10 protein-coding genes and 1 tRNA gene are annotated in these 13,628 nt (G+C 73.8%); 7 read left to right on the forward strand and 4 right to left on the reverse strand.

Annotation, left to right across the window (positions count from 1 at the left end; translation table 11 throughout):
* The first annotated feature begins 12 nt into the window (after nt 1–12).
* The 6 genes from tmk (at nt 13) to DIZ27_RS06155 (ending at nt 8,180) form a co-directional block, all read left to right on the forward strand.
* Nucleotides 13–3,132, forward strand: coding sequence for a dTMP kinase (gene tmk, locus DIZ27_RS06130; RefSeq protein ID WP_109377247.1), 3,120 nt, complete (start codon nt 13–15; stop codon nt 3,130–3,132).
* Between the two features lie 84 nt (nt 3,133–3,216).
* Nucleotides 3,217–4,422, forward strand: a complete 1,206-nt coding sequence (locus tag DIZ27_RS06135) for a DNA polymerase III subunit delta' (protein ID WP_109377248.1) — start codon at nt 3,217–3,219, stop codon at nt 4,420–4,422.
* Between the two features lie 80 nt (nt 4,423–4,502).
* A complete protein-coding gene (locus DIZ27_RS06140; RefSeq protein WP_109377249.1) occupies nt 4,503–6,098 on the forward strand; it encodes an alpha/beta hydrolase in 1,596 nt (531 codons plus the stop codon).
* Between the two features lie 120 nt (nt 6,099–6,218).
* Nucleotides 6,219–6,292 (forward strand) — tRNA-Thr (locus DIZ27_RS06145).
* 250 nt (nt 6,293–6,542) lie between these two features.
* Nucleotides 6,543–6,977 (forward strand): PaaI family thioesterase, encoded by a 435-nt coding sequence (locus tag DIZ27_RS06150; RefSeq protein WP_109377250.1) that lies wholly within the window; start codon nt 6,543–6,545, stop codon nt 6,975–6,977.
* Between the two features lie 309 nt (nt 6,978–7,286).
* Complete coding sequence (locus DIZ27_RS06155; protein WP_109377349.1) at nt 7,287–8,180, forward strand: glycosyltransferase family 2 protein; 894 nt, start codon at nt 7,287–7,289, stop codon at nt 8,178–8,180.
* 60 nt (nt 8,181–8,240) lie between these two features.
* Here the strand turns inward: DIZ27_RS06155 and DIZ27_RS06160 are convergent, their stop codons facing one another.
* On the reverse strand, nt 8,241–9,947 hold the full coding sequence (locus DIZ27_RS06160; RefSeq protein ID WP_109377251.1) for a bifunctional 3'-5' exonuclease/DNA polymerase: 1,707 nt from the start codon (nt 9,945–9,947) through the stop codon (nt 8,241–8,243).
* A gap of 85 nt (nt 9,948–10,032) precedes the next feature.
* Nucleotides 10,033–10,806 (reverse strand): Clp protease N-terminal domain-containing protein, encoded by a 774-nt coding sequence (locus DIZ27_RS06165; RefSeq protein WP_109377252.1) that lies wholly within the window; start codon nt 10,804–10,806, stop codon nt 10,033–10,035.
* 105 nt (nt 10,807–10,911) lie between these two features.
* Here DIZ27_RS06165 and DIZ27_RS06170 point away from each other — a divergent pair, with 105 nt between their 5' ends.
* The gene (locus tag DIZ27_RS06170) at nt 10,912–12,093 is read left to right on the forward strand and encodes a DUF2786 domain-containing protein (protein WP_109377253.1); all 1,182 of its coding nucleotides are present in this window, start codon (nt 10,912–10,914) and stop codon (nt 12,091–12,093) included.
* 42 nt (nt 12,094–12,135) lie between these two features.
* Here the strand turns inward: DIZ27_RS06170 and DIZ27_RS06175 are convergent, their stop codons facing one another.
* Both DIZ27_RS06175 and DIZ27_RS06180 read right to left on the reverse strand, forming a co-directional pair.
* Nucleotides 12,136–12,690, reverse strand: a complete 555-nt coding sequence (locus DIZ27_RS06175; protein ID WP_109377350.1) for a DUF4232 domain-containing protein — start codon at nt 12,688–12,690, stop codon at nt 12,136–12,138.
* 95 nt (nt 12,691–12,785) lie between these two features.
* Nucleotides 12,786–13,346, reverse strand: coding sequence for a hypothetical protein (locus DIZ27_RS06180; protein ID WP_375231932.1), 561 nt, complete (start codon nt 13,344–13,346; stop codon nt 12,786–12,788).
* Nucleotides 13,347–13,628: the final 282 nt, after the last annotated feature.

Raw genomic sequence — 13,628 nt, forward strand, 5'->3', positions numbered from 1 at the left:
TAGGCTGAACGCATGATGCGAGCCGAACCGCCAGCGGCCCCTCAACCGGCCCCCGACGACGCACTGGTCGCGGACTCCCGCGAGCGCGCCGTCCGCGCCCTGCTGCGCCGACCGCAGCTGAAGCGGCTGTGGAGCGCGCAGTTCGTGGGTGGTGTCGGTGACATCCTCGCCCTCCTCGTGCTGGTCCTCCTCGCCCTCCAGGCGACGATCGCCGAAGGTTCGTTCGGCGGCGGCTCCCGGGGCGCCGCGTTCGCAGTGGCGACCGTTTTCGGGGTGCGGATTCTCGCGACGCTGCTGTTCGGCGCCGTGCTCCTCGGCCCGCTCACGGCGCTCACCTCGCCGGACGGACCGCTGGACCGCCGCTGGACCATGGTCGGCGCGGACGGGCTGCGGGCGGCCCTGCTGATCGTCGCCCCGCTGTGGATCGACTGGACGCCCGGCGACGCCCTGGCCGTCCTTCTCGTCACCGCCTTCGTGACATCGGTCGCCGAGCGGTTCTGGACGGTGTGCCGGGAGAGCGCGGCGCCCGCGCTGCTGCCCGCCCCGCCCCCGGAGGGCGCGACGGTGCGGCCGCTGCCGGACCACATGGACGCGCTGCGCCGCCTGTCGCTGCGCACGGCCTTCGTGGTGGTGCCGGTCGCGGCCCTCGTACTCGTCGTCGCCGGGCTGTTCAACAACCTGCTGGGCACGGGCCTCGACTGGTTCGCCCAGCACCAGGCGGCCCTCGCCTCGTATGTCGCGGCCGGACTGTTCGCCGCGTCGCTGTCGATACTGACCTTCCTCGAGCTGCCCGCCACGCGCACTCCGCGCCCGCGCTCGCCGCTGGAGGGGCTGCGCCGCCCGAAGAGCACCGCCGGTACCGGCCCCGACAAGGGCCGCACCGGTGTGATGCCGCTGCTGGTGCTGGCGTCCGCCCTGGTGGCCGCCGCGGTGTCGGCCGCCGTCGCGGTGTTCGTGCTGCACGCCAAGGACCTGGGCGGCGGGCCCGTGCTGTACGGCCTGCTGGTGGGCGCGCTGACCGGCGGTGTCGTCGTCGGTATACGGACGGCGCCCGCCCTGCTGCCGTCGCTGTCGCGGCGCCGCCTGCTCGCACTGGCGCTCGCCTTCACCGGCGTCGCGCTGCTGGCCGCCGGTCTGGTGCCGGACGTCACCAGCGTGCTGCTGATCGTCGCGCTGGCCGGCGTGGGCGCGGGCATCGCGGCCAACACCGGGCACACGCTGCTCGATCAGGAGACCGAGGACCAGCGGCGGGCCCGTACGACGGAGCACCTGCACGCGGTCGTCCGCGTCTTCGTGGCACTCGGCGCGGTGATCGCCCCGCTGGTGGCCGCGGCCATCGGGCCGCACCGGCTGGAGAGCGGCCGGTTCGTCTTCGCGCACGGTGGTGCCGCGTTCACGCTGATGCTGGTGGGCGCGCTGCTGCTGCCGGTGGCCGCGCTCGTGCTGGCCAAGGTCGACGACCGTTCCGGGGTGCCGCTGCGGCAGGACCTGCGGGACGCGCTGCTCGGCGGCGACGACCCGGCGCCGGTCCCGGCGGGCGCCGGCTTCTTCATCGCCCTGGAGGGCGGCGACGGGGCCGGGAAGTCCACGCAGGCCGAGGCGCTCGCCGAGTGGATCCGGACCAAGGGCCACGAGGTCGTCCTCACGCGCGAGCCGGGGGCGACACCCGTCGGCAAGCGGCTGCGGTCGATCCTGCTGGACGTCTCCAGCGCCGGACTGTCCCACCGCGCGGAGGCCCTGCTGTACGCGGCGGACCGGGCCGAGCACATCGACACGGTCGTACGGCCCGCACTGGAGCGCGGCGCCGTCGTCATCTCCGACCGCTACATCGACTCCTCGGTGGCCTACCAGGGCGCCGGGCGCGACCTGTCCCCGACCGAGATCGCCCGCATCAACCGCTGGGCGACCAACGGCCTGGTGCCGCACCTCACCGTGCTGCTGGACGTGGCGCCGGAGACCGCGCGCGAGAGGTTCACCGAGGCACCGGACCGGCTGGAGTCGGAGCCCGCGGAGTTCCACGCGCGCGTGCGGGCCGGTTTCCTCACCCTGGCCGCGGCCGACCCCGGCCGGTACCTGGTGGTCGACGCCGGTCAGGAGCCGGACGCGGTCGGCACCGTGATCCGGCACCGGCTCGACCAGGTGCTGCCGCTTTCCGAGGCCGAGATCCAGGCTCGTGAGGAGGCCCGGCGCAGGGCCGAGGAGGAGGCCCGCCGCAAGGCGGAGGAGGAAGCGGCGCGCAAGGCGGAGGAGGAGCGCCTGGAGCGCGAGCGCCAGGAGCTGATGGCGCGGCTGCGTGCCGAGGAGGAGGAGCGCAAGCGGCGCGAGCTGGAGGAGGCGCAGCGGCGCGAGGCCGAACGGCAGGCGGAGGAGGCCCGGCGGCGCGCCGAGGAGGCCGCCCGCCGAGCCGAGGAGGAGCGGCAGCGGCTCCTCGCCGAGGAGAAGGCGCGGGCGGAGGAGGAGGTCCGGCGCAGGGCGGAGCAAGAACGGCTCCGCAAGCAGGCCGAGGAGGAGGCGCGGCTGCGCGCCGAGGCCGAGGCGCTGCGCCTGGAGAAGCAGCGCAAGGCCGAGGACGCGCTGCGGCGGGCCGAGGAGGCCCGGCGCCTCGCGGAGCGGGCCGCGGCCGCGGCGGAGACGGGTCCCAAGGGGACGGACGGGGCCGGTTTCTCCAAGGCACCGGGCGCCACGGACGAGACGGCGGTGCTGCCGAGGGTGCCGGGCAAGGGCCGGCCCGACACAGGGCCTGCCGGGGCGTCCGGGTCGTCGGCGCCGTCAGCCTCGTTCGGGCCCTCCGAGGCCGAGGTGACGACCGAGCTGCCGCAGGTGTCGGTTCCGCCCGGGGCGGCCGACGAGACCGAGGTGCTGCCCGCCGTGCCGCCACGGGGTGACGCGGAGGAGACCGAGGTGCTGCCCGCGGTCGCGCCGGATGACAATGAGGCGAGCACACGCGAGTTGCCCCAGGTCGACCTCGCGAACATGCCGGGCCGAAACAGACAGCGCCCGGACTGGGCCGAGGAGACCCCGCTGGACGACCTGCCGACGCTGGCGGACGAGCTGCTGGGCCCGCGCGACGCCGAGCGCGGCGACGGGCACGGCGAGCACGGCGACGAGGGCGGCCGGGGCCGCCGCCGCTGACATGAGCGGCGGTGCCTCGTACGCGGTGGACGTGACGGAGGCGCGGCGGATGGAAGGACGGCGGATGGAAGGGCGGCGTGACCCATGACCGTGTGGGACGACCTCGTCGGGCAGCAGCGGGTGAGCGAACAGCTCACCGCCGCCGCCCGGGACGCCGACGCCCTCGTCACCGCCGCGGCGACCGGCGCCCCCGCGCCGACGGCGTCGAAGATGACCCACGCCTGGCTGTTCACGGGCCCGCCCGGCGCCGGACGCCACCAGGCGGCGCGTGCCTTCGCCGCCGCGTTGCAGTGCGTCAGCCCCGACCGTGCCCTCGGCGGGGCCCCGGGCTGCGGATTCTGCGACGGCTGCCACACCGCCCTGATCGGCACCCACGCCGACGTGAGCACGATCACCGCCGTCGGCGCGATGATCCTGGTGCGCGACATGCGCGACACGGTCCGCAAGTCGTTCACCGCACCGGCGAACGGCCGCTGGCAGGTGATCCTCGTCGAGGACGCCGAGCGGCTGAACGAGAGCTCCGCCAACGCCGTCCTCAAGGCCGTGGAGGAGCCCGCACCCCGCACGGTCTGGCTGCTCTGCGCCCCGTCCGTCGAGGACGTCCTGCCGACGATCCGCTCCCGCTGCCGCCACCTCAACCTGAGCACGCCCTCCGTGGCCGCCGTCGCCGACCTGCTCGTACGACGCGAGGGCGTCGAGCCGGACGTGGCGGCGGCCGTCGCCCGCGCCACCCAGGGCCACGTCGACCGGGCCCGCCGCCTGGCCACCGACCCGGCGGCCCGCGAGCGCCGCGCCGCCGTGCTGAAGCTGCCGCTGCGGGTCGACGACGTCGGGAGTGCGCTCAAGGCGGCCCAGGAACTCGTCGACGCCGCCGCCGAGGACGCCAGACAACTGGCCGAGCAGATGGACACCAAGGAGACCGACGAGCTGAAGGCGGCACTCGGCGCGGCCCAGGGCGGCCGGTTGCCGCGCGGTACGGCGAGCGTGGTCAAGGATCTGGAGGACATGCAGAAGCGCCGCCGAACGCGCACGCAGCGGGACAGCCTCGACGTGGCCCTGACCGACCTCACCAGCTTCTACCGCGACGTCCTCGCCCTCCAGCTCGGCTCCCGCGTCGCCCTCGCCAACACGGACGCCGAGGACACCCTGGAGCGCCTGGCACGCGGCAGTTCCCCCGAGTCCACACTCCGCCGCATCGAGTCGATCGCCGCCTGCCGCGACGCCCTCGACCGCAACGTGGCCCCGCTCCTGGCCGTGGAGGCGATGACCATGGCGCTCAGAGCGGGCTGAACCCGCGCGTCCCGTAACTCGTACGAGGCACGGGGTGCACACAGGGCACCCGAATCGTCGCTCACAGTTACTCTCGCATCATGCACACAAGGCGCACCCTCCACCGCAGGACCCGCACCGCAGCCACGCTGCTCGCCGCCGCCGCGCTCCTCGTCTCCGGCTGCTCCTTCGGGAACACGGCGGGCACCACGGGTTCCGCGAAATCGGCGGCGAGAGCGACGGAGGTACTGGCCGCGCTGCCCCGTGCCACGCCTGCGGCACTCACTCCGTACTACGAGCAGAAGCCGAAGTGGCGCGACTGCGGGGCGCCCGGCTTCCAGTGCGCCACGCTGAGGGCCCCGCTCGACTACGCCGACCCGTCCGCCGGTGACGTCCGCCTCGCCGTGTCCCGGAAGAAGGCCACAGGCCCGGGGGAGCGGCTGGGCTCGCTGCTGATCAACCCCGGTGGGCCGGGCGGTTCGGCGATCGGCTACCTCCAGGCGTACGCCGGTGTCGGCTACCCGGCCGAGGTGCGTGCCCACTATGACATGGTCTCCGTCGACCCGCGGGGCGTGGCCCGCAGCGAACCCGTCGAGTGCCTGGACGGCCCCGAGATGGACGCGTACACGCAGACGGACGTCACACCGGACGACGCGAAGGAGACCGACGCGCTGGTCGCCGCGTACCGGAGGTTCGCCGAGGGCTGCGGGGCGGACGAGCCGAAGCTGCTGCGCCATGTGTCGACCGTCGAGACGGCCCGGGACATGGACATCGTGCGGGCGGCGCTGGGCGACGAGAAGCTGAACTACGTGGGCGCCTCCTACGGCACCTTCCTCGGGGCGACGTACGCGGGGCTGTTCCCGGACCGGACGGGCCGGCTGGTGCTGGACGGCGCGCTGGACCCCTCGTTGCCGGCGCGACGGCTCAACGTCGAGCAGACGGCGGGCTTCGACACGGCGTTCACGGCCTTCGCGAAGGACTGCGTACGGCAGAGCGACTGCCCCCTCGGCGGCCGGGGCACCAGTGTCGAACAGGTCGGCGTGAACCTGAAGGAGTTCTTCGCCGAACTCGACGCCCGGCCGATCCCCACCAAAGACGCCGCGGGCCGCAGGCTCACCGAGTCGCTGGCCACCACCGGCGTGATCGCGGCCATGTACAACGAGGGCGCCTGGCCACGGCTGCGCGAGGCGCTGACGGCGGCGATGAAGAAGAACGACGGCGCCGGACTCCTGGCCCTTTCCGACAGCTACTACGAGCGCGACGCCAAGGGCGACTACGCCAACCTGATGTTCGCCAACGCCGCCGTGAACTGCCTGGACCTCCCGCCCGCCTTCAACTCCCCGGAGCAGGTACGGGACGCCCTCCCCGACTTCGAGAAGGCCTCCCCGGTCTTCGGCGAGAGCTTCGCCTGGATGGCCCTGAACTGCGAGTACTGGCCGGTCGCCGCCACGGGCAAGCCCCGGCGCATCGAGGCGAAGGGCGCGGCCCCGATCGTCGTCGTCGGCACCACCCGCGACCCCGCGACCCCCTACCACTGGGCCGAGTCCCTCGCCGATCAGCTCTCCTCGGCCCGCCTCCTCACCTACGAGGGCGACGGCCACACCGCCTACGGCCGGGGCAGCGACTGCATCGACTCCGCGATCAACACCTACCTCCTCCGCGGCACCCCGCCCACCAACGGAAAGCGCTGCTCATAGCAGGTGCGCCCACCCCGGAGACAGGTCCCCCGGCCCGCCTCCGGGGCAGGTACGAAGCACTATCCGAAACTGTGTAGACTTACCGACGTCGCTGATCGCACCATGGTGCCGACAGCGCACGCCGCCTTAGCTCAGATGGCCAGAGCAACGCACTCGTAATGCGTAGGTCTCGGGTTCGAATCCCGAAGGCGGCTCTGCGGAAGCCCCGGGAATCACTCACCGTGACCTGGGGCTTTTCCTTGCCCTTGGCCGTGTGGGTCAGGGCAGTGAGTGTTGCTTTTCCCCGGAAGACCAGCCGCGTCGTGCTGAGCGCGGTGCCCGTGGCGTGTTCTCGTTCGTCGCCTCGGCTTTCCCGATGGGGGCTGCGAGACTGGCGTCCGGTACACCGCACGATCTTCACCGCGTGCTCGAGAGCACCCGCCCGATCCCGAAAGGCAGCACGCCATGCCCCCTTCCGAGACGGCAGCCCTCAGCCCCGCCGCCCTGCTGGCGGCCATGCCCTTCGCGACACGGCTGGGCATCGAGCTCCACGAGGCCGCCCCCGACCGGACCACGGGCAGTCTGCCCTGGTCCCCGGAGGCCTGCACCGCGGGAGGGATCCTGCACGGCGGAGCCCTGATGGCGCTGGCCGACTCCGTCGGCGCGGTCTGCGCCTACCTCAACCTCCCGCCGGGCGCCGGGACGTCCACGGTCGAGTCCAAGACCAACTTCCTGCGGGGCGTGGCCGCCGGGCGGGTGCACGCCACGGCCCGACCCCTGCACGTCGGCGGCACCCTCGTCGTCGTGCAGACCGACCTGCGGGACGACAGGGACCGACTGGTGGGACAGACCACCCAGACCCAGATCGTGCTCGCAGCGAAGGACGGCGCCACGGGCTGACCCCGCCCGCCGGGCGGCCCGGCCGGGCGGGACGGTTGCCCTGCGGGGCATCGAGCGGCCGCCGCACGACGGCGACAGACGACGGAGGGGGCCATGTCGCGGTAGGGCTTGCCGGGGCTGCGGCGTACGGGTTTCGCGCAACCGGTCCGTTCGATTCGGCGCTGGACGGGGGCCTTGCAGGTCGTGCGGATGTGGTTGAGGAACCGCGTACGGGAAGGTGTACTCGACAAGTCCTTTCCGTGAACGGCTAGCATCGCGCGTCAGTCGTTCGGCCGGTCGTCGGCCGTGGGCGCTTGGGAGGTGGGGGACATCGGGACTCCGAGGATCGCTGTGGCCGTGGTGACGATGGGGAACCGGCCCGCGGAGGTGGACGCGCTGCTGGAGTCGGTGGCGAAGCAGGATGTGGCGCCCGCGCGGATCGTGATCGTGGGCAACGGGTGCCCGCTGCCCGAGTTCGCCCGGCGGTTGTCGCTGCCGGGCGAGGTGACGACCGTCGAGCTGGAGGAGAACCTCGGCTGCCCGGGCGGGCGGAACGCCGCGATCGCGCGGCTGCGGGAGTTCGGGGACGTGGACGTCGTCGTCGAGCTGGACGACGACGGACTGCTCGTCGACGCCGATGTGCTGCGCCGGGTGAGGGAGTTGTACGCCGAGGACGAGCGGCTCGGGATCGTCGGGTTCCGGATCGCCGACGAGTCGGGGGAGACGCAGCAGCGGCATGTGCCCCGGGTCGGAAAGTCGGACCCCATGAAGGGCGGGTACGTCACCGGGTTCCTCGGGGGCGGGCACGGGCTGCGGATGGCGATGCTCGACGAGATCGGTGACTGGCCCGCCGCGTTCTTCTTCGCGCACGAGGAGACCGACCTGGCCTGGCGCGCGGCCGACGCGGGCTGGCGGATCCTGTACGCGCCGGAGCTGTTGCTCCAGCACCCGAAGACCTCACCCGCCCGGCACGCCATCTACTACCGGGTGAACGCCCGGAACCGGGTGTGGCTCGCCCGTCGGCGGCTGCCCCTCCCGCTCATTCCCGTCCATCTCGGGGTGTGGGTGCTGCTCACCCTGCTCAGGAACCGGTCGGTCGCCGGGCTGCGGGCGTGGTTCGGCGGGTTCGCCGAGGGCCTGCGGGAGCCGGCCGGTGAGCGGCACGCCATGCGCTGGCGGACGGTGTGGCGGCTGACGCGACTGGGGCGGCCGCCGGTCATCTGAGCGGTGGGGCGCAGCCCGCCGTGCGCCCGGGCGCCCTCACCTCCCACCTTCCCCGAGGCCTCACTTGGCGTCCGCGTAGCACTCCACCACCGCCGTAGTGAACGGGAACCGCACCGGTGTCCGCCCGAACGTCAGCCGGCCCGCCAGGGCCGCGGCGTCGCGGATCGCCGCCGCCACCGCCTGCGCCTCCTGCTCGGGGCAGTGCACGATCACCTCGTCGTGCTGGAAGAAGACCAGTTCGGCGGCCATGTCCGTCAAGGCCTGCCGCAGTGCGGCGAGCAGCAGCAGGGTCCAGTCGGCGGCGCTGCCCTGGACGACGAAGTTGCGGGTGAAGCGGCCCCGCGCGCGGGCGTCGGTCGAGGCGTAACCCGGTACCCACTGCCGGGTGGCGTCGGGTTCCTCCTCCGCGACCGGGGCGCCCGCCGCGACCGGGATGCCCGCCTCCTCCACCGCGTCCTCCGTCGCACGGGCCGCGGGCGGGCAGGTGCGGCCCAGCCAGGTCCGTACGAGTCTGCCCTCCTCGCCCGCGCGGGCGGCCTCGTCGACGTAGGCGACCGCCTTGGGGAAGCGGCGTCGGAGGGCGGCGAGGTTCTTCAGGCCGTCGCCGGAGGTCTGGCCGTAGACCGCGCCGAGGACGGCGAGCTTCGCCTGCGCGCGGTCGCCGGAGAAGACGCGGTCGGACACCGACTGGTAGAGGTCGGTCTCCCGGCCGGCCACCTCCATCAGCCCGGGATCGCGGGAGATCGCCGCCAGGACCCGTGGCTCCATCTGGGCGGCGTCGGCGACGACCAGCCGCCAGCCCGGGTCGGCGACCACCGCGCGGCGGATCACCTTGGGGATCTGCAGCGCGCCCCCGCCGTTGGTCACCCAACGGCCCGTCACCGTCCCGCCTGCCAGAAACTCGGGCCGGAAGCGGCCGTCGCGCACCCAGTCCTGGAGCCAGGACCAGCCGTGGGCGACCCGGATGCGGTACAGCTTCTTGTACTCGATCAGCGGCTCGACCGCCGGATGGTCGATGGACTCGAGCTCCCACCGGCGGGTCGAGGAGACCTTGATCCCGGCCTGCGCGAACGCCTTGACGACGTCGGCGGGCAGGTCGGGCCGCACCCGGCGGCCGAAGGCGGCGGACACCTCGTCGGCGAGTTCGGCGAGTCTGCGCGGTTCGCCGCCGCCCGCGTACCGCTCGCCGAGGAGGTCGTGCAGGACCGCGCGGTGCACGTCCGCCCGCCAGGGCACCCCCGCGCGGTTCATCTCGGCGGCGACGAGCATCCCCGCCGACTCCGCGGCCACGAGCAGCCGCATTCTGTCCGGATGCGCGGTCGCCCCGATCCGGCGCTGCTGCTCGGCGTAGACCGCGACGAGGTCCTCCAGCGGTACGTGCGCGTCCCGGGGTTCGAAGAGGGACGGCTGCGCGCCCGGCTCGGCCGGGCGCTGCGGCGGATCGGGCGGTACGGGGCCGCCGCGCAGCCGGGCCAGGGCGGCCGCGGCCGAACGGGGCTCCCCGTACCGCCCCTCGTGGCCGAGCAGGAGCGTCTCGGCGGCCTCGACGTCGTAGCACCGCGCCACTCGCACCCCCGCGGCGAGCAGGCGCGGATGGACCTCGGAGGTGGACCGCCACACCCACCGCGTGACGCCGGGCCGGCTCCGCACGGCCTCGGCGGGATCCGCCTCCCGCCGCACCGGAGCGGCGGGCAGCCCGTCCGGGCCGAGGGGGGCGACGTCCACGCCACCTTCCTCGGCTGGAGCGAGCGCCCACCGGTCGGCCATGGTGTGAGTGTGGCAGGGGGGTCTGACAACATCCCTGTGCCCGGGTGCCTCTGCGCCCGGATGCCCGGACGCCTGGATGCCCGGGTCAGCCCTGCCCGGGCTCGGGCTTCGTGGGCTGTCCGTCCGCCGCCTCCGGTTCCTGGGTCTCCAGGAACTGCGCCAGCATCTCGGTGACGTACCGCTCGGTGGTGGTCTTGTCGATGCCGAGGCCGCTGAGGACGCCCTCGCCGTTCTCGTGCTCCAGCAGGGCGAGCAGGAGGTGTTCGGTGCCGACGTAGTTGTGGCCGAGGCGGAGGGCCTCGCGGAAGGTGAGTTCCAGGACCTTCTTGGCCGCCGCGCCGTACGGCACCAGCTCGGGGGCCTCTTCGACGGGCGGCGGGAGCAGCGCGGCCGCGGCCTCGCGGACCGCCTCCAGGGTGGTGCCCTGCTCGGTGATCGCCTTCGCGGCCAGGCTGCCCGGCTCGGCCAGCAGGCCGAGGACCAGGTGCTCGGGCAGGCCCTCGGCGTTGCGCGCGGCCTTGGCCTCGTTGTGCGAGGCCATCACCACGTTGCGGGCGCGGGGCGTGTAGCGGTGGAAGCCCTCGTTCGGGTCGAGCGGGGCCGAGTCCTTCGTCACGAAACGCTTCTGGGCCGCCTGCCGGGTGACGCCCATGCTCTTGCCGATGTCCGTCCAGGAGGCGCCCGAGCGCCGGGCCTGGTCCACGAAGTGGCCGATCAGGTGGTCCGCCACGTCGCCGAGGTGCTCTCCCGCGAGCACCGCGTCCTGAAGCTGCCGGAGGGGCTCCTCGTGGACCTTCTTGATGGCCTCGATGAGGTCGTCGAGGCGTACGGATGACTTGATGCCGGGGTTCGTCGTCATGTGTCAACCGTAGGTTGACAGTAAGGGGGTGTCAACCATGAGTTGACAGACGGATGCGTCAGGTCAGGGGTCCGGCGGGGAGAGGGGGCATGGCACGATCGACCCGTGAGCACGTCCAGTACCGTCGACCGCGCCTTCCGGGCAGCCCTGTACGCCACCACCGACGACGCCCTCGACACCGGCGCGTCCCTGCTCGCCTCCGATCCGGCGGCGGACGCCGAACTCGCGGGGCGGGGCGAGGAGTTCGTGGCGACGGCCTGGCGGCGCGGCTGGCAGCCCGCCGACGTCGTACGGATCGTCCGGCGCGAACTGGACGACGTGCACGTACGGCTGGCCTCGGAGCTGATCCGCGCGCAGGCGCCGCACGACCGGCCCCGCGGCCCCCGCTGGCACGCCCAGCTCGGCGATCTCGGCGGTCGTCTCGGCGACCGCGAGGCCGCTGCCGCGCGGCGCGCCGACCGCTTCTCGCACGCCACCGCCGTACTGGAGCTGTACCGGCTGCTGCTGCGCCTGCCCGCCCTCGAACCCCTCGACGAGCCCGACGGGGGCGCGGCGGGAAGCGAAAGAGCCGGGGGTGCGGGCTCACCCGCGCGGGAACGGCACCCGGAGTCCCGCATGCTGGGCCGCATCCGCGCCCTGCTGGCCAAGGCGGAGGCGACCGGGTTCCCGGAGGAGGCGGAGGCCCTCACCGCCAAGGCGCAGGAGCTGATGGCACGGCACAGTGTCGACGAGGCGCTGCTCGCGGTGCGGGCCCCCTCGGCGACGGCTCCGGGAGCGTGCCGGATCGGGGTGGAGCCGCCGTACGAGCAGACCAAGGCCGTGCTGCTGGACGCGATCGCCACCGCGAATCACTGCCGGGCCGTGTGGAACGAGGCCCTCGGCTTCTCCACGGTGGTCGGCTTCGCCTCCGACCTGGAGGCGGTCGAACTCCTCCACACCTCACTGCTCGTGCAGGCCGGTACGGCCATGGCGAAGGCGGAGGCGGCTCAGCGGGCCGGGGGACGCAAGCGGACCAAGACCTTCCGGCAGTCCTTCCTCGCGGCGTACGTCCACCGTGTGGGCGCGCGTCTCGCGGCTGCCGCCGAGAGCCAGCTGACGGACGACTCGCTCCCGGTGCTCGCCTCCCGCGACGTCGCGGTCACCGAGCGGCTGGACCGCCTGTTCCCGGAGACGACGACCACCCGGCTGCGCGGGGTGAGCGACGCGGCGGGGTGGGAGGAGGGCGCGCGGGCGGCGGACGACGCCCAGGTCGAAGCGCGCGGACGGCTTCCCGGCCGGCGTCCCTGAAGTGGTGCCCGATCGGTCACCGGCCGATCGGGCACCGCCCGCTCAGTCACCCGACCGCTGGAAGGCGCTCACGGTCGCGTCGGCCGTGCCCGTCCCCGTCGCCGTGCCCTCACCCTCGCCCTGGTTCGCCACCGGGCCGTACGACCAGGGGAAGTCGCGGGTGGCGGAGTCGCCGGGGAGGCCGATCTCCAGGGTCTTCGCGTCCAGGCTCCGGCCGGCGTCCTCCGGCCCGCGCACGTAGGTGATCGTGAAGGAGGCGGACCCGCCCTCGGGCAGAGTCAGCTTCTGGGCCGTGGCGCCGTCCGTCGGCGCCAGAGCGACGGGCTCGCCCCCCGCCGCCACCAGGCTCGCCCCGGGGAAGCCGTCCAGGACGCAGGAGGGGCCCTGGTTGACGAGGTTCACGGGGACCTCGCCGTTGTCACCGGCGGCCGGGGCCTCGCTCGCGGGGCCGACTTCCACGCTCACCGTCGCGGTCGAACAGGCCCCGCTCTCCTGCTTCGCGTCGTCCTTCGCCCCGTCACCACCGTTCTCGCCGCCGCAGGCGGTCAGCAGGAGGAGGGCGGTGACGGCGGTGACGGTGGTCGGCATGGCGCGCATGAGGATTCCCCTGGGGTCGTGGAGCAGCCCCCAGATCATCACACCCCGGGGAGCCCTCCCGGCGCATCCGGAGGGCAGAGTCCGCACAGCGGCTCCTACGACCCCGGCCCCGCGGTCGGCAGCTCCTGCGGCAGTCGGCCGCCCTCGGCCTTGGTGAACGTCTCGGTGCCGAGGGAGCTCTCCCAGGTGACCTTCAGGGTGGACCCGCTCACGGAGTCGACCGTGCCGCTCGCCCGGTCCGCCTTGCCGTCCGCGCACTTCAGGCTGATCGTCGAGGCCCCGGCGTCCTCCCGCGCGGTGCCACTGCACACGGTGCCGCCCATGGCGAAGAGGGCCGCCTGGTCGCCGGTGAACACCAGGGCCACGGCCTTGCCCCCGGCCGTGGTGAGCCAGCTGCCCTCCAGTTTGCCCGCGGGGGCGCCGGTCGCGTCCGAACCGCCGGACCCGGACCCGGTGCCGCCGCCGAACTCGGGGGCGGTCGTGGTGGCCGGCGTGGACGGGGTGGCGCCGGTCGCGGAGTCGTCGCGGGAGTCGCCGTCACCGCCGCACCCGGCGAGCACCAGCGCGCCGGCCAGGCCCATGGCCGCGTACGCGATCCGCGTGCGCCGGCCCGCCGCGGTGCACGCCCCCGCGATCCCCTGATCCACCGATGTCACCGCAAGCCCCCTAGCTGTGGTCGGCCCCGTCGGCCGGAACGGCCGGAGCCAGCTAACAGGACGTACCCGGCGCCCCACCAGCCCGGTGACACCGCACACCGAAAAAAGAGACCGCTTGCAGGACTGAGCAGAGAACTGAAGGACACACGAAGGCACACGAGGGAACAGGAGAGCCCTCGTACGCGTCTCACTTCCAGACGGGGGACTGGCAGGCCCGGCGGCAGGGTTGTAATTGCAGGAGCACCCCGCGTGCACGTGCATCTGCCCATGCATTTGCACATG

Origin of the sequence: Streptomyces sp. NWU339 (assembly GCF_003143855.1) — a bacterium.
Lineage (GTDB): Bacteria > Actinomycetota > Actinomycetes > Streptomycetales > Streptomycetaceae > Streptomyces.

Coding starts and splice junctions, on each gene's coding strand:
- tmk (WP_109377247.1), top strand. CDS start 13: ATGATGCGAGCCGAACCGCCAGCGGCCCCTCAACCGGCCCCCGACGAC.
- DIZ27_RS06135 (WP_109377248.1), top strand. CDS start 3,217: ATGACCGTGTGGGACGACCTCGTCGGGCAGCAGCGGGTGAGCGAACAG.
- DIZ27_RS06140 (WP_109377249.1), top strand. CDS start 4,503: ATGCACACAAGGCGCACCCTCCACCGCAGGACCCGCACCGCAGCCACG.
- DIZ27_RS06150 (WP_109377250.1), top strand. CDS start 6,543: ATGCCCCCTTCCGAGACGGCAGCCCTCAGCCCCGCCGCCCTGCTGGCG.
- DIZ27_RS06160 (WP_109377251.1), bottom strand. CDS start 9,947: ATGGCCGACCGGTGGGCGCTCGCTCCAGCCGAGGAAGGTGGCGTGGAC.
- DIZ27_RS06165 (WP_109377252.1), bottom strand. CDS start 10,806: ATGACGACGAACCCCGGCATCAAGTCATCCGTACGCCTCGACGACCTC.
- DIZ27_RS06175 (WP_109377350.1), bottom strand. CDS start 12,690: ATGCGCGCCATGCCGACCACCGTCACCGCCGTCACCGCCCTCCTCCTG.